Source organism: Streptomyces sp. a15 (assembly GCF_059026085.1).
In genome coordinates this window covers 18,646-33,169 of the sequence record NZ_JBWLKM010000042.1, presented here as the reverse complement: position 1 = coordinate 33,169, position 14,524 = coordinate 18,646, and the positions used below count along the sequence as shown (strand labels likewise).

At 69.9% G+C, this 14,524-nt stretch carries 17 protein-coding genes; 11 read left to right on the top strand and 6 right to left on the bottom strand.

Annotated features, from left to right (window positions below; genetic code table 11):
• Positions 1–39: 39 nt before the first annotated feature.
• From AC5P09_RS32350 to moaA, 3 genes are all read left to right on the top strand, one after another.
• A complete protein-coding gene (locus tag AC5P09_RS32350; RefSeq protein WP_266441930.1) occupies positions 40–396 on the top strand; it encodes a DUF485 domain-containing protein in 357 nt (118 codons plus the stop codon).
• The gene (locus AC5P09_RS32345; RefSeq protein WP_493877279.1) at positions 393–2,018 is read left to right on the top strand and encodes a monocarboxylic acid transporter; all 1,626 of its coding nucleotides are present in this window, start codon (positions 393–395) and stop codon (positions 2,016–2,018) included. Before AC5P09_RS32350 ends, AC5P09_RS32345 begins: the two co-directional genes overlap by 4 nt.
• 154 nt (positions 2,019–2,172) lie before the next feature.
• Positions 2,173–3,162, top strand: a complete 990-nt coding sequence (gene moaA, locus AC5P09_RS32340; RefSeq protein WP_493877278.1) for a GTP 3',8-cyclase MoaA — start codon at positions 2,173–2,175, stop codon at positions 3,160–3,162.
• A 94-nt stretch (positions 3,163–3,256) separates the two neighbouring features.
• Here moaA and AC5P09_RS32335 read toward each other — a convergent pair whose 3' ends face one another.
• Together AC5P09_RS32335 and AC5P09_RS32330 are read right to left on the bottom strand one after the other, a co-directional pair.
• Positions 3,257–3,475 carry a hypothetical protein gene (locus AC5P09_RS32335; protein WP_493877277.1) on the bottom strand — a complete coding sequence of 73 codons (219 nt, stop codon included), beginning with the start codon at positions 3,473–3,475 and terminating at the stop codon, positions 3,257–3,259.
• A gap of 243 nt (positions 3,476–3,718) precedes the next feature.
• Positions 3,719–4,114 carry a DUF3099 domain-containing protein gene (locus AC5P09_RS32330; protein WP_493877276.1) on the bottom strand — a complete coding sequence of 132 codons (396 nt, stop codon included), beginning with the start codon at positions 4,112–4,114 and terminating at the stop codon, positions 3,719–3,721.
• A gap of 244 nt (positions 4,115–4,358) precedes the next feature.
• On the opposite strand from AC5P09_RS32330, the gene AC5P09_RS32325 reads away from it, so the two are divergent.
• A complete protein-coding gene (locus AC5P09_RS32325; protein WP_493877275.1) occupies positions 4,359–4,637 on the top strand; it encodes a GlsB/YeaQ/YmgE family stress response membrane protein in 279 nt (92 codons plus the stop codon).
• An 80-nt stretch (positions 4,638–4,717) separates the two neighbouring features.
• Here AC5P09_RS32325 and tyrS read toward each other — a convergent pair whose 3' ends face one another.
• The 3 genes from tyrS to AC5P09_RS32310 form a co-directional block, all read right to left on the bottom strand.
• On the bottom strand, positions 4,718–5,986 hold the full coding sequence (gene tyrS, locus AC5P09_RS32320) for a tyrosine--tRNA ligase (protein WP_493877274.1): 1,269 nt from the start codon (positions 5,984–5,986) through the stop codon (positions 4,718–4,720).
• A gap of 43 nt (positions 5,987–6,029) precedes the next feature.
• Complete coding sequence (locus AC5P09_RS32315; protein ID WP_493877273.1) at positions 6,030–7,424, bottom strand: metallopeptidase TldD-related protein; 1,395 nt, start codon at positions 7,422–7,424, stop codon at positions 6,030–6,032.
• An 82-nt stretch (positions 7,425–7,506) separates the two neighbouring features.
• Positions 7,507–9,030, bottom strand: a complete 1,524-nt coding sequence (locus tag AC5P09_RS32310; RefSeq protein WP_493877272.1) for a TldD/PmbA family protein — start codon at positions 9,028–9,030, stop codon at positions 7,507–7,509.
• Between the two features lie 240 nt (positions 9,031–9,270).
• Here AC5P09_RS32310 and fabG point away from each other — a divergent pair, with 240 nt between their 5' ends.
• From fabG to AC5P09_RS32295, 3 genes are all read left to right on the top strand, one after another.
• Positions 9,271–9,975 (top strand): 3-oxoacyl-[acyl-carrier-protein] reductase, encoded by a 705-nt coding sequence (gene fabG / locus AC5P09_RS32305; protein WP_307673824.1) that lies wholly within the window; start codon positions 9,271–9,273, stop codon positions 9,973–9,975.
• 5 nt (positions 9,976–9,980) lie between these two features.
• Complete coding sequence (fabI, locus tag AC5P09_RS32300) at positions 9,981–10,748, top strand: enoyl-ACP reductase FabI (RefSeq protein WP_307673823.1); 768 nt, start codon at positions 9,981–9,983, stop codon at positions 10,746–10,748.
• Between the two features lie 179 nt (positions 10,749–10,927).
• Positions 10,928–11,278, top strand: coding sequence for a hypothetical protein (locus AC5P09_RS32295; RefSeq protein ID WP_493877271.1), 351 nt, complete (start codon positions 10,928–10,930; stop codon positions 11,276–11,278).
• Here AC5P09_RS32295 and AC5P09_RS32290 read toward each other — a convergent pair.
• The gene (locus AC5P09_RS32290) at positions 11,256–11,948 is read right to left on the bottom strand and encodes a FadR/GntR family transcriptional regulator (RefSeq protein WP_493877270.1); all 693 of its coding nucleotides are present in this window, start codon (positions 11,946–11,948) and stop codon (positions 11,256–11,258) included. The genes AC5P09_RS32295 and AC5P09_RS32290 overlap by 23 nt on opposite strands.
• A gap of 70 nt (positions 11,949–12,018) precedes the next feature.
• Here AC5P09_RS32290 and AC5P09_RS32285 point away from each other — a divergent pair, with 70 nt between their 5' ends.
• The 4 genes from AC5P09_RS32285 to AC5P09_RS32270 all read left to right on the top strand — a co-directional run bounded on the left by AC5P09_RS32285 (position 12,019) and on the right by AC5P09_RS32270 (position 14,494).
• A complete protein-coding gene (locus AC5P09_RS32285) occupies positions 12,019–13,323 on the top strand; it encodes a CynX/NimT family MFS transporter (protein WP_493877269.1) in 1,305 nt (434 codons plus the stop codon).
• A 68-nt stretch (positions 13,324–13,391) separates the two neighbouring features.
• Entirely contained in the window at positions 13,392–13,508 is a 117-nt protein-coding gene (locus tag AC5P09_RS32280; protein ID WP_086023195.1) for an SGM_5486 family transporter-associated protein, read from the top strand.
• A gap of 195 nt (positions 13,509–13,703) precedes the next feature.
• Complete coding sequence (locus AC5P09_RS32275; protein ID WP_493877268.1) at positions 13,704–13,910, top strand: hypothetical protein; 207 nt, start codon at positions 13,704–13,706, stop codon at positions 13,908–13,910.
• A 65-nt stretch (positions 13,911–13,975) separates the two neighbouring features.
• Positions 13,976–14,494: a SixA phosphatase family protein gene (locus AC5P09_RS32270; RefSeq protein WP_493877267.1), complete on the top strand. Its 519-nt coding sequence runs from the start codon at positions 13,976–13,978 to the stop codon at positions 14,492–14,494.
• The last annotated feature ends 30 nt before the right edge of the window (positions 14,495–14,524 follow it).

Sequence of the window (14,524 nt, the reverse complement as noted above, 5' to 3'; positions counted from 1 at the left end):
ATCCCCGTAACAACCGCATCCGCAACGCGAGGAGACTCCGTGGCCACCGACGCACCGCCCCCCTCGAAAGAGCAACACAAACTCCCCTCACCCGAGGAGTTCACCGAGGTGGCGGAGAGCGCGGAGTTCGGTGAACTGCGCCGCTCCTACCGCTCCTTCGCCTTTCCGCTGACCGTCGGCTTCATCGCCTGGTACCTGCTGTACGTCCTGCTGTCGAACTATGCGGGCGACTTCATGGGCACCAAGCTCTTCGGCAACATCAATGTCGCCTTCGTCTTCGGCATCGCCCAGTTCCTCACCACCTTCCTCATCGCCTGGTGGTACTCGCGGCACGCCGCCGCAAAGCTCGACCCCAAGGCCGAGGCCATCAAGTCCCGAATGGAGGGCGGCGCATGAGCCCCGCACAGCAGACCCTTATCGCTGCGGGGGAAGCCAGCGAGCACCGCCCGCTGATCATCTCCCTGTTCGCGGTGTTCGTCGTCGCCACGCTCGTCATCACGGTCTGGGCGGGCCGCCAGACCAAGGACGCCGCCGACTTCTACGCCGGCGGACGCCAGTTCAGCGCCTTCCAGAACGGCCTCGCCGTCTCCGGCGACTACATGTCGGCCGCGTCCTTCCTCGGCATCGCCGGCGCCATCGCCCTCTTCGGGTACGACGGCTTCCTGTACTCCATCGGCTTCCTGGTCGCCTGGCTGGTGGCGCTGCTCCTCGTCGCGGAACCCCTGCGCAACTCCGGCCGCTACACCATGGGTGACGTACTGGCGTACCGCATGCGCCAGCGCCCGGTCCGTACCGCGGCCGGCACCTCCACCATCGTCGTCTCGATCTTCTACCTGCTGGCCCAGATGGCGGGCGCGGGCGTCCTCGTGTCGCTGCTGCTCGGCATCACCTCCGACGCGGGCAAGATCCTCATCGTCGCCCTCGTCGGCGTCCTGATGATCGTGTACGTCTCCATCGGCGGCATGAAGGGCACCACCTGGGTCCAGATGGTCAAGGCCGTGCTGCTCATCAGCGGCACCATCCTGATCACCTTCCTGGTGCTGCTGAAGTTCAACTTCAACATCTCCGACCTGCTCGGCACGGCCGCCGAGAACAGCGGCAAGGGCACCGCCTTCCTGGAGCCCGGTCTCCAGTACGGCGCGACCGGCACCACCAAGCTGGACTTCATCTCCCTCGGCATCGCCCTGGTGCTCGGCACCGCCGGCCTGCCGCACATCCTGATCCGCTTCTACACGGTGCCCAACGCCAAGGCCGCCCGGAAGTCCGTGAACTGGGCCATCGGCATCATCGGCGGCTTCTACCTGATGACCATCGCCCTCGGCTTCGGCGCCGCGGCGCTGATCTCCCAGGAAGAGATCATCGAGTCCAACCCGTCCGGCAACACGGCGGCACCCCTGCTCGCCCTTCACCTCGGCGGCGTCGACTCCGCCTGGGGCGCCATCCTGCTCGCCGTGATCTCGGCGGTGGCCTTCGCGACGATCCTCGCCGTGGTCGCCGGCCTCACCCTGGCCTCGTCGTCGTCCTTCGCGCACGACATCTACGCGAACGTCATCAAGAAGGGCAAGGCCACCGAGAAGCAGGAGATGAGGGCGGCCCGGCTGGCGACCATCGGCATCGGTGCCGCCTCCATCCTCCTGGGCGCCCTCGCCCGCGACCTGAACGTCGCCGGCCTCGTCGCCCTGGCCTTCGCGGTCGCCGCCTCCGCCAACCTGCCGACGATCCTCTACAGCCTGTTCTGGAAGCGGTTCACCACCCAGGGCGCCCTGTGGTCGATCTACGGCGGTCTGATCGTCGCCGTCGGCCTGGTGCTGTTCTCGCCCGTCGTCTCCGGCGACCCCAAGGCGATGTTCCCCGACGTCGACTTCGCCTGGTTCCCGCTGAAGAACCCCGGCATCATCTCGATCCCGTTCGGCTTCCTGATGGGCTGGCTCGGCACGATCCTCTCCAAGGAGGAGCCGGACACCGCCAAGTTCGCGGAACTGGAGGTCCGGTCCCTGACCGGAACCGGCGCGCACTGAGTCCCACCCGAGTTCGCCCCCTGAGCGGCCGCGTCGTAGATCCCTACGACGCGGCCGCGTCTTACGTCGTGGGATCGGGGCCTGTTGATGTCAGTGGGGTCGCGTAGGCTCACAGGTGTCGGAAAACTTGTGATCCGCGAGGGAGGGGGCCCACGTGCTCATCGACACCTACGGCCGAGTGGCCACCGACCTGAGGGTCTCGCTGACCGACAGGTGCAATCTGCGCTGCACCTACTGCATGCCCGAGGAGGGTCTGCAGTGGCTCGCCAAGCCCGACCTGCTCACCGACGACGAGATCGTGCGGCTCATCGACATCGCCGTCACCTCCCTCGGTATCCGGGAAGTCCGCTTCACCGGCGGTGAGCCCCTGCTGCGCCCCGGCCTGGTCGGCATCGTCGAGCGCGTCGCGGCCCTCGAGCCGCGCCCCCAGATGTCCCTCACCACCAACGGCATCGGCCTCAAGCGCACCGCGGCGGCCCTGAAGGCGGCCGGCCTGGACCGGGTCAACGTCTCGCTGGACACGCTGCGCCCCGATGTCTTCAAGACCCTCACCCGCCGGGACCGGCACAAGGACGTCATCGAGGGCCTGTACGCCGCCCGCGAGGCGGGCCTGACCCCCGTCAAGGTCAACTCGGTCCTGATGCCGGGACTGAACGAGGACGAGGCCCCGGACCTGCTGGCCTGGGCCGTGGAGCACGACTACGAACTGCGGTTCATCGAGCAGATGCCCCTGGACGCCCAGCACGGCTGGAAGCGCGACGGCATGATCACCGCGGGAGACATCCTGGCGTCCCTGCGCACCCGCTTCGATCTCACCGAAGAGGGCTCCGGCGAGCGCGGCTCGGCCCCCGCCGAACGCTGGCTCGTCGACGGCGGACCGCAGCGCGTCGGCGTCATCGCCTCCGTCACCCGCCCGTTCTGCTCGGCCTGCGACCGCACCCGCCTCACGGCCGACGGCCAGATACGCACCTGCCTGTTCGCCACGGAGGAGACCGACCTGCGCGCCGCCCTGCGCTCGGACGCCCCTGACGAGGAGATCGCCCGCATCTGGCGCCTGGCCATGTGGGGCAAGAAGGCGGGCGCGGGCCTGGACGACCCGACGTTCATCCAGCCGGACCGGCCGATGTCGGCGATCGGCGGCTAGTCGGCCGGGGCCGTCCGGCGGACCAGGCCCAGGAGCGGCCCAGGCGGCTTCGTAGCGGCCTGGGAAGCTTGGGAAGCTTAGGAGGACAGGACTCCTAGGAAGCTTCGGAGGACTCCCACTCCGACAGGAGGACCACGTCCTTCAAGAACCCCCGCACCCCGAGGAACTGCGACAGGTGCTCCCGGTGCTCCTCGCACGCGAGCCACGTCTTGCGCCGCTCCGGCGTGTGGATCTTCGGGTTGTTCCATGCCAGCACCCACAGGGCGCCGGCGCGGCAGCCCTTGGCGGAACAGATCGGGGTTTCGTCACTCACCGGTTCGTCTCACAGATGCATCAAAAAGGCGACGCCGAGCAGCCACGGGGGGAGCTGCCCGGCGTCGGTCCGTCGCTCCGACGGGGGATGCGGAGCGCCTACGAAGTATGTCACGGGTAACCCGCCGCCCGGGACCGGAACAACATGATTGATCTGAGCTTTTCTTGAGCTTGGCGAGGGCCTGACTTCCGGTTGTGACCCACCCGTCGACGCCGCGTCACGACTCCTCGGCGACGCACATGATCATGCTCGTTCGTGCGGCTCGTTCCGTGCGCCCGAGGCCGGATCGGACACCACGTCTTCCGGGACGGATTCCGCGAAACCGTCCTCCGCACGAGGCGGAGTGATCATCGGCCGGGTGGGCGCGGCCACGAACGTCGACGGGAGCGACGGCGCGTTCTCCCGCCCCGCGTTGGCGATCACCACGGCGACATAGGGGAGGACCGCCCCGAGCACCAGGGCGACGATCGCGACGTGCCGTTCGACGTTCCACAGCGCCACCGCGAGGATCACCGACAGCGTACGAACGGTCATCGAGATGACGTACCGGCGCTGCCGTCCGCGCACGTCCTCCTGGAGGCTCGTACGGGCTCCGGTGATCCGGAACACCTCGACGCTGCCGCCATGCTGCTTCCGCATCACATTCCACCATCCGCCCGCATCGGACTCTCCCCGCCCCCAACCCGGTCCGCCCCCGGTCGGGGAACGGGACCCGGACAGCTCCCACGTTACGCCCGGCCTGCGCCGCCTACGAGACCGGGGCACCTCCAACCTGGACCAACGTCCTCGGCCCCAGCGCGTACGGCCGTACCCGACATGCGCCGTACCGCGACCGGACCGACACTGGGCGTAATGCTCGCGTAGAGCCGTACAGGAGGCAGCCATGGGCTGGTTGTGGGCCATCATTGTGGGATTCGTACTGGGCCTGATCGCCAAGGCGATCATCCCGGGCAAGCAGCACAGCCCTCTCTGGCTGACCACGATCTTCGGCATCCTCGGCGCGATCGTCGGCAACGCGGTCGCCCGCGCGGCCGGCGTCGACGCCACCTCCGGCATCGACTGGATGCGGCACATCTTCCAGCTCATCGCCGCGGTCGTCATCGTCCTCCTGGGCGACATGGCGTACATGGCGACGCTCGGCCGCCACAAGCACCGGACCTGAGGACAGGCACCGGCGAAGGGGACGGCCTCCCGCACGGGAAGCCGCCCCCTTCGCCGGTGCCTCAGAACTCTTCGATGTGCCTAGGAACCCGTGACCTCGACGGCCGCCAGGTTCTTCTTGCCGCGGCGCAGCACCAGCCAGCGCCCCTGCAGCAGGTCCTCCTTGGCGGGGACGGCGTCCTCCGCGGCGACCTTCGCGTTGTTCACGTAGGCGCCGCCCTCCTTGACCGTGCGGCGCGCGGCCGACTTGCTGGCCGCGAGGCCGACCTCGGCGAACAGGTCGACGACCGGACCGAGCTCGGCGACCTGGATGTGCGGCACCTCGGACAGGGCCGCGGCCAGCGTCCTCTCGTCGAGATCCGCCAGCTCGCCCTGGCCGAAGAGGGCCTTGGACGCGGCGATCACGGCGGTCGTCTGGTCGGCGCCGTGCACCAGCGTCGTCAGCTCCTCCGCCAGCGCGCGCTGCGCGGCCCGGGCCTGGGGGCGCTCCTCGGTCTGCTGCTCCAGCGCCTCGATCTCCTCGCGGGAGCGGAAGCTGAAGATGCGCAGGTACTTGGAGACGTCCCGGTCGTCCGCGTTCAGCCAGAACTGGTAGAAGGCGTACGGCGTGGTCATCTCGGGGTCGAGCCAGACCGTGCCGGACTCCGTCTTGCCGAACTTGGTGCCGTCCGCCTTGGTGATCAGCGGTGTGCCCAGGGCGTGCACCACGGCGTCGGGCTCGACCCGGTGGATCAGGTCGGTGCCCGAGGTGAGGTTGCCCCACTGGTCGCTGCCGCCGGTCTGCAGCGTGCAGCCGTACCTCCGGTACAGCTCCAGGAAGTCCATGCTCTGCAGGATCTGGTAGCTGAACTCCGTGTAGCTGATGCCCGCGTCGGAGTTGAGCCGCCGGGAGACGGCCTCCTTCGCGATCATCTTGTTGACCCTGAAGTGCTTGCCCACGTCACGCAGGAACTCGATGGCCGACAGACCGGACGTCCAGTCCAGGTTGTTGACCATGATCGCCGCGTTCGGCCCCTCGAAGTCGAGGAGCGGCGCGATCTGGGCGCGCAGCCGCTCGACCCACTGGCCCACGACCTCCGGCGCGTTCAGCGTGCGCTCCGAGTCCGGCTTCGGGTCGCCGATCAGGCCGGTGGCGCCTCCGACCAGGCCCAGCGGACGGTTGCCCGCCTGCTGGATCCGGCGCATCGTGAGGATCTGCACGAGGTTGCCGAGGTGCAGGCTGGGCGCGGTCGGGTCGAAGCCGCAATAGAACGTGACGGGACCGTCCGCGAACGCCTTGCGCAATGCGTCCTCGTCAGTGGAGAGGGCGAGCAGCCCGCGCCACTTCAGTTCGTCGACGATGTCCGTCACGGTTCTCGTATCTCCTTGGGTTCGCTCGTAATCAGGTACGAGGTTATACGCCCTGACTGACAGAGCTCATATTGAAGTCCGGCACCCTCAGGGCCGGCATCGCTGCCCTAGTGAACCAGTCGCTCCACTCCCTCGGCAGTGTCTTTTCGGTGCGCCCGGCCTCGGCCGCCCGGCCCAGCAGGTCGACCGGCGACTCGTTGAACCGGAAGTTGTTGACCTCGCCGCTCACCTCGCCGTTCTCGACGAGATAGACGCCGTCCCGGGTCAGACCGGTGAGCAGCAGCGTCGCCGGGTCGACCTCGCGGATGTACCAGAGGCAGGTCAGCAGCAGACCGCGTTCGGTGCTCGCGACCATCTCCTCCAGGGAGCGGTCCTCGCCCCCGTCCAGGATCAGGTTGTCGATGCCCGGCGCCACCGGCAGCCCGGTCAGCTCCGCGCTGTGCCGACTGGTCAGCAGATTGCTCAGCTCGCCCTCGCGCACCCAGTCGGTGGCGGTCAGCGGCAGCCCGTTGTCGAACACCGACTGGTCGCCGCCGGAGGAGTGCGCGAGCACGAAGGGGGCCGACTCCAGGCCCGGCGCGTTCGGGTCGCTGCGCAGGGTCAGCGGCAGGTCGGTGAGCTTGTCGCCCACGCGGGTGCCGCCGCCCGGCTTGGAGAACACCGTGCGGCCCTCGGCCGCGTCCCGGCCCGACGCCGACCACATCTGGTAGATCAGCAGGTCCGCGACGGCGGTCGGCGGCAGCAGCGTCTCGTACCGCCCGGCGGGCAGCGCGATCCGCCGCTCGGCCCACCCGAGGCGTACGGCCAGCTCGGCGTCCAGCGCCGCCGGGTCGACGTCCTTGAAGTCCCGGGTGGAGCGGCCCGCCCACGCCGAGCGGGTACGGTCCGGCGACTTGGCGTTCAGCTCCAGCGTCCCGTTGGGCTGGTCGTGACGCAGCCGCAGCCCCGTCGACGTACCGAGGTAGCTGGAGACCAGCTCGTGGTTGGCGAAGCCGTACAACTCGCGTCCGCCGGCACGCGCGCGTGCGAACGCCTCACCGAGCGCCGGCGCGAAGTCGGCGAACACGGCGGAGGAGGTCTCGGCGGGCGCGTCCGTGAAGTCGGGCGACTCGGGCACGCCGGTGACCAGCGGCCGGGCGTCCTCGGCGGGCTGGGCACCGCGCGCGGCGGCCTCGGCGGCCCGCACCAGGGGCTCCAGCTCGTCCGGCGTCACGGCCGACCGCGAGACGACACCGGAGGCCGTGCCCTCCTTGCCGTCGACGGTCGCGATGACGGTGAGCGTACGGCCGCGGGTGACACCGTTCGTGGTGAGCGCGTTGCCCGCCCAGCGCAGGTTGGCGGTCGACTGCTCGTCGGCGATGACCACGCAGCCGTCGGCCCGGGACAGCGCGAGGGCCCGCTCGACGATCTCGTGCGGCTTGTTCGTACGAGGACTCATCGACCGGCCTCCTGCGTGGTGTTGAGACTGTGCTGTCCCGGGGGACGACCCCCGGACCCCCAGCCGATTCCGGACCTGACGCTCATCGACCGGCCTCCTGGGTCGTGTTGAGGATATTGACGCCCTTGAAGAGGGCCGACGGGCAGCCGTGCGAGACCGCCGCGACCTGGCCCGGCTGGGCCTTGCCACAGTTGAAGGCACCGCCCAGGACGTAGGTCTGCGGACCGCCCACCGCGGCCATCGAGCCCCAGAAGTCGGTGGTCGTCGCCTGATACGCGACGTCCCGCAGCTGTCCGGTGATCCGCCCGTTCTCGATCTTGAAGAACCGCTGCCCGGTGAACTGGAAGTTGTAGCGCTGCATGTCGATCGACCAGGACCGGTCGCCGACGACGTAGATCCCGCGCTCCACGCTCCCGATCAGGTCCTCGGTCGACATCCCGGCCGGGTCCGGCCGCAGGGACACGTTGGCCATGCGCTGCACGGGCACGTGCCCGGGGGAGTCGGCGAACGCGCACCCGTTGGACCGCTCGAAGCCGGTCAGCCGCGCGATCCGCCGGTCCAGCTGGTAGCCGACCAGCGTGCCGTTCCTGACCAGGTCCCAGGACTGCCCCTCGACGCCCTCGTCGTCGTACCCGACGGTCGCCAGACCGTGCTCGGCGGTGCGGTCACCGGTGACGTTCATCAGCTCGGAGCCGTACCTCAGCTTGCCCAGCTGGTCGAAGGTGGCGAAGGAGGTGCCGGCGTAGGCGGCCTCGTAGCCGAGCGCCCGGTCCAGCTCGGTGGCGTGCCCGATGGACTCGTGGATGGTCAGCCACAGGTTGGAGGGATCGACGACGAGGTCGTAGACGCCCGACTCGACGCTGGGTGCCCGCATCTTCTCGGCGAGCAGCTCCGGGATCCGTGCCAGCTCCGCGTCCCAGTCCCAGCCGGTGCCGGTGAGGTACTCCCAGCCGCGTCCGACGGGCGGCGCGATGGTCCGCATGGAGTCGAACTCGCCGCTCGACTCGTCGACGGACACGGCGGTCAGCTGCGGGTGCAGCCGAACCCGCTGCTGCGTGGTCACGGTCCCGGCCGTGTCGGCGTAGAACTTGTTCTCATGGACGGTGAGCAGCGAGGCGTCCACATGATTCACGCCGTCCGCCGCCAGCAGCCGCGCGCTCCACTCCGCCAGCAGCGCCGACTTCTCCTCGTCGGGCACCGAGAACGGGTCGATCTCGTACGACGAGATCCACGACTGCTCGGAGTGCACCGGCTCGTCGGCCAGTTCCACGCGCTCGTCCGATCCGGCGGCCTTGATCACCTGGGCGGACAGCTTCGCCATCTGCACCGCCTGCGAGGCGACCTTGGCCGCGGCGTCCAGGGTCAGATCCACGCCCGACGCGAACCCCCACGTCCCGCCGTGCACGACCCGCACCGCGTACCCGAGATCGGTGGTGTCCGACGTCCCGGAGGGCTTCGCGTCCCGCAGCCTCCAGGACGCGCTGCGCACCCGCTCGAACCGGAAGTCCGCGTGCTCCGCGCCCAGCGCACGCGCGCGTGCCAGGGCGGCGTCGGCCAAAGGGCGTAGCGGAAGCGCCGTGAAGGCTTCGTCGATCGTATGAGGCACGGAGGTCTCCCTGGTGTCGTGGCCTGTCGGCTCCGATCATGTCGCGCGGGCGGGGCCGCCGACCATACGTTTCCGACGGAGTTCCGCAGCTTTCTGTAGGGACCCGACAGTCGGTGCCGTAAGCCACTGTGGATGCCCGATTGTCCGCGCACGGGCCGGGACCGATAGGTTTTCGAGGAAGCCGCCTGTCATCCAGGTGTTCGGGCGGGTGTGTCAGACCGCTATCGAAAGGGTGATCCGTTGAGCCGCTCGGTTCTCGTCACCGGAGGCAACCGGGGCATCGGCCTCGCCATCGCCCGCGCATTCGCCGACGCCGGCGACAAGGTTGCCATCACCTACCGCTCGGGCGAGCCGCCGGCCGGCTTCTTGGCCGTCAAGTGCGACATCACCGACACCGAGCAGGTGGAGCAGGCCTACAAGGAGATCGAGGCCGAGCACGGCCCGGTCGAGGTGCTGATCGCCAACGCCGGCATCACCAAGGACCAGCTCCTGATGCGCATGTCCGAGGAGGACTTCACCTCGGTCATCGACACCAACCTCACGGGCACCTTCCGGGTCGTCAAGCGCGCCAACCGCGGCATGCTGCGCGCCAAGAAGGGCCGCGTCGTGCTGATCTCGTCGGTCGTCGGGCTGTACGGCGGCCCCGGGCAGGCGAACTACGCCGCCTCCAAGGCCGCTCTGGTCGGCTTCGCGCGCTCGCTCGCCCGCGAGCTGGGCTCGCGCAACATCACGTTCAACGTGGTGGCGCCCGGCTTCGTCGACACCGACATGACCAAGGTGCTCACCGACGAGCAGCGTGACGTCATCGTGAAGCAGGTGCCGCTCGGGCGGTACGCGCAGCCCGAGGAGATCGCCGCGACGGTGCGGTTCCTCGCCTCGGACGACGCCTCGTACATCACTGGAGCCGTCATCCCCGTTGACGGCGGACTGGGAATGGGTCACTGAACACCATGAGCGGAATTCTCGAGGGCAAGCGCGTCCTGATCACCGGTGTGCTGATGGAGTCCTCCATCGCCTTCCACACCGCGAAGCTGGCCCAGGAGCAGGGCGCGGAGATCATCCTGACCGCGTTCCCGCGGCCCACGCTGACCGAGCGCATCGCCAGGAAGCTTCCCAAGCCCACCAAGGTCCTGGAGCTCGACGTCACGAACGAGGAGCACCTGGGCCGCCTGGCCGACCTCGTCGGCGAGGAGCTCGGCGGCCTCGACGGCGTCGTCCACTCCATCGGCTTCGCGCCCCAGGACGCGATGGGCGGCAACTTCCTCAACACCCCGTTCGAGTCCGTGGCCACCGCCATGCACGTCTCGGCGTACTCCCTGAAGTCGCTGACGATGGCCTGCCTGCCGCTGATGCAGAACGGCGGCTCGGTCGTCGGCCTGACCTTCGATGCGCAGTTCGCCTGGCCGCAGTACGACTGGATGGGCCCGGCCAAGGCCGCCCTGGAGGCCACCAGCCGCTACATGGCACGCGACCTGGGCAAGCAGAACATCCGCTGCAACCTCATCTCCGCCGGCCCGATCGCCTCGATGGCCGCCAAGTCCATCCCGGGCTTCAGCGACCTGGCCTCCGTGTGGGACACCCGCTCGCCCCTGGAGTGGGACCTCAAGGACCCGGAGCCGGCCGGCAAGGGCGTCGTCGCGCTGCTGAGCGACTGGTTCCCGAAGACCACGGGCGAGATCGTCCACGTGGACGGCGGTCTGCACGCCATCGGTGCGTGACGCTGCCGCTGTGGCTCCATTGAAGTGAAGGGTGTGGGCCCGCGTTCCTTCCGGACGCGGGCCCACACCCTTCACTCGTTCGGCCTATCCGGTCGGGCGGCCCGGGGCCACAACTGCGCACTCTGGATTACGCGTTCACCACACGCTCCCCTCCCCAGCACGGCCGAGGAGGTCCCCTTGTGCGCCTGTCCCGCAGCCTGGCCTCAGCGACCGTAGCCGTTTGTCTCGTGCTGTCCCTGCCGTACGACGCGAAGCCGCACGCGCGCGTGGAGGTGCGGCAGGCCGCCGCACCGGAGCCGTTCGGGGCCGAGTGCCGCAGCAGCGTCACCGGCTCCCATGTGATCGCGTACTGCCACAACCCGTATCCGCGGCCCGACCGGGTCAGCCTGCACATCGAGTGCGTCCGCTGGTGGGACGTCGACAGCGACGGCACCCCGGTCGAGGCCGGGCCCGCGCAGACCGTGCGCCTGACCGGCCGCTGCTGGAAAGAGGTCCGCTCGGTGTGGGTCAGCCACCGGAAGGGGCGTTGAGCCGCCCCGGGCGGCACAGGAACGGATAGCTGGCGGCCTCCTGGGCGGCCGCCGCCGCGTCACCCGCGCGGATCGCGTCGACGAGCCGCGCGTGGTCCATGTGCGTCTCCGGAGTCAGCTCCTCGCCGACGTCCTCGCGCAGCCAGTCCCGCAGCACCTCGCCCAGGTCGGCGTACATCGCGGTCATCACGTCGTTGTGCGAGGCGGCCACGATCGCCAGGTGGAAGGTCGCGTCCGCCGTCACGAACGCCTCGGTGTCGCCCGACTCCCACGCCTCCTCGCGTCGCACCAGGAGCGCGTCCAGCTGCTTGAGGTCCTTCTCCGTGCGCCGCTCGGCGGCCAGCCTGGCGGCGGCCGACTCCAGCGTGGAACGCAGCTCGGCGATGTGCCGCGGGTCCGCGTCGGCGAAACGGCGGTGCATCACGCCGGCCAGCTCGCTCGTCGCCACGACGTACGTGCCGGAGCCCTGCCGGATGTCCAGCAGACCGTTGTGCGCGAGGGCCCGGACGGCCTCGCGGACGGTGTTGCGGGCGACGCCGAGCTGCTCGACCAGCTCGGGCTCCGTCGGGATCCGGGCGCCGACCGGCCACTCGCCCGAGGTGATCTGGTTGCGCAGAGCGGTGATGACCTGCTCGGACAGTGCCGACCGACGGGGATGGCTCAGGGGCATGGCACACCTTCGCACGGGCGGGGCCGGAGCGGACGACCCGGGGATGGACAACCAATCATCCCATGATTCTATGATGGGCCTCATGGCACGTGAGGAAACCCGGACGAGGAAGTCCACGACCGTACGCGGTCCGGCCGCGACCGACGCCCCGGCAGGCGATGCGCCCACAGGGGCCGCCACGCGCGCGTGGGCGACGCGTCTGGTCGTCGTCGGCATCGTGCTGTCCGCCGTCAACCTCCGCCCCGCCATCACCAGCCTCGGCGCCCTCCTCGAAGAGGTCCGCGACGGCCTCGGCATGAGTGGCAGCGTGGCCGGGCTGCTCACCTCCGTGCCCCCGCTCTGTTTCGCCGTCTTCGGCGTCATGGCTCCCAGGCTCGCCCGCCGCTTCGGGCCGGGCGCGGTGGTGTGCGCGGGCATGGTCGCCATCACCGCGGGCCTGCTGATACGGCCGTACGCGGGCGGTACGGCGGGATTCCTGGCGGGCAGTGCCCTCGCCCTCATGGGGATCGCGGTCAGCAACGTCCTGATGCCGGTCATCGTCAAGCGCTGGTTCTCCGACCGGGTCGGTTCCATGACCGGCCTCTACTCGATGGCCCTCGCCCTCGGCACCGCTGCCGCCGCGGCGGTGACCGTGCCGGTGACGCGGACGCTGGGCGGGAACTGGCAGTCCGGGCTCGCGGTGTGGGCGGTCCTGGCGGCGGCCGCCGTGCTCCCGTGGATTCCGCTCGTACGGGACCGGGGGACCGCGTCGGCCGAGGGGGCTCCCGCGCGCGGGGAGCCGTCGGCCCCGCTGCGGATCACCCGGAGCCGTACCGCCTGGGCGCTCGCCGTCTTCTTCGGGCTCCAGGCCACCGCCGCGTACATCACCATGGGCTGGATGGCGCAGATCTTCCGGGACGCGGGCGTGTCCGCGGGCACCGCGGGGCTGCTGCTCGCGGTCACGATGGTGATGGGCGTGCCGCTCGCCTTCGTCATCCCGCGCGTCGCCTCCCGGCTGCCGCACCAGGGCCCGATCGTGATCGCCCTCGGCGTCTGCGGCCTGGCCGGCTATGCGGGCCTGTACTTCGCGCCGGCCGGCGGCGCCTGGGCCTGGGCCGTCCTGCTCGGCGTCTCCAACTGCGCCTTCCCGCTGGCCCTCACCATGGTCGGGATGCGGGCCAGGACAGGCGCGGGCGTCGCCCAGCTGTCGGGCTTCGCGCAGAGCACCGGCTACCTCATCTCCATCCCGGGACCGCTCCTGGTCGGCGTGCTCTACCAGCACAGCGGCGGCTGGGGGCTGCCGATCGCCCTCATGACCGGCCTGATGATCCCGCAGATGGCGGTGGGCGTCCTGGCGGGGCGCGACCGCACGGTGGAGGACGAGGCGGCGCGCTGATCCGGTGGGCGGGCCCCCGGCCTCACCCCGGAGGAGTCGTGGTGACCGACGGGTGCGAGACTTGCCCTATGCCAGTGCTCGATCCGAACCCCCAGAACGGCCAGAAGAAGATGCTCCTGGTCTTCGGCTCGTTCTTCGCCATCTTCGTGATCATCGCCATCATCGCGACGATCGCCTCGCCGTGACCGTGCCCTCGTGATCGTGTCCCGCGTGACCGTCCGGCGGGCCCGATGGTGGGGCTAACCCCCCTGTCCCCTAGGGGGCGAGTGTCAGGGTCAACTGGGTGGATCACCGGATGGGTTGAAGGCCGGAGATTCCGTAGCTTCGAGATGTGACCGCGAGAGGCGGGCACGGACGACTCGAAGACGGCGGAGGCACCCATGTCGGCTCCTACGCACACCCGGCCCCACCCCGCGACCCGCGGCGGCGTCGACAGCCGGCTGCCCTGGTGGGCCCTCGCGCTGCCGACGCTCGCGTTCATCGTGCTCCTGGCGCTGATCCTGAACCCGACGAACGCGCACGCGGCCTCCGGCGACCCCGCCGTCCCTCACCTCGTCGAGCGAGTACAGCAGCTGATAGCGCGCTGAACACGGCCGGAGCCGCCGGTCAACTACCCGCGCCCCATGGCCTGTTTCATGCGAAGCTGGATGCTATGAGCGTCGCAGAACCCCGCAGGATCGTCCTCTTCCGGCATGCGAAAGCCGACTGGCCACAGGTGACCGACCACGAGCGGCCGCTCGCTGAGCGGGGCCGCATGGACGCCGCAGTCGCCGGACGCAAGCTGGCCGACACCGGCCTCCCCTTCGACCTGGCCCTCTGCTCCACCGCGACCCGGACCCGCGAGACCTGGAAGCTCGCCGTCCACGAATTCCCGCACCGGCCGAAAACGGTCTACGAGGAGCGGATCTACGAGGCCTCGCCCGGCGAGCTGATCGCCCTGCTCAACGAGACCCCCGACGACGCACAGGATGTCCTGCTCATCGGCCACAACCCGGGCATCCAGGGCCTCGCCGACATCCTGGCCGGCGCGGCCGAGGGCGACGCCCGCGAGCGGATGAGCGGCCGCGGCTTCCCGGCCGCCGCCTTCGCCGTCCTGTCCTTCGACGGCTCCTGGAAGTCCCTGGAGCCGGGCGTGGCCACGCTGGACGACTACTGGGCGCCGTCCGACTGAACCGTCCTCGCGCCGAAGGGCCCGGCACCG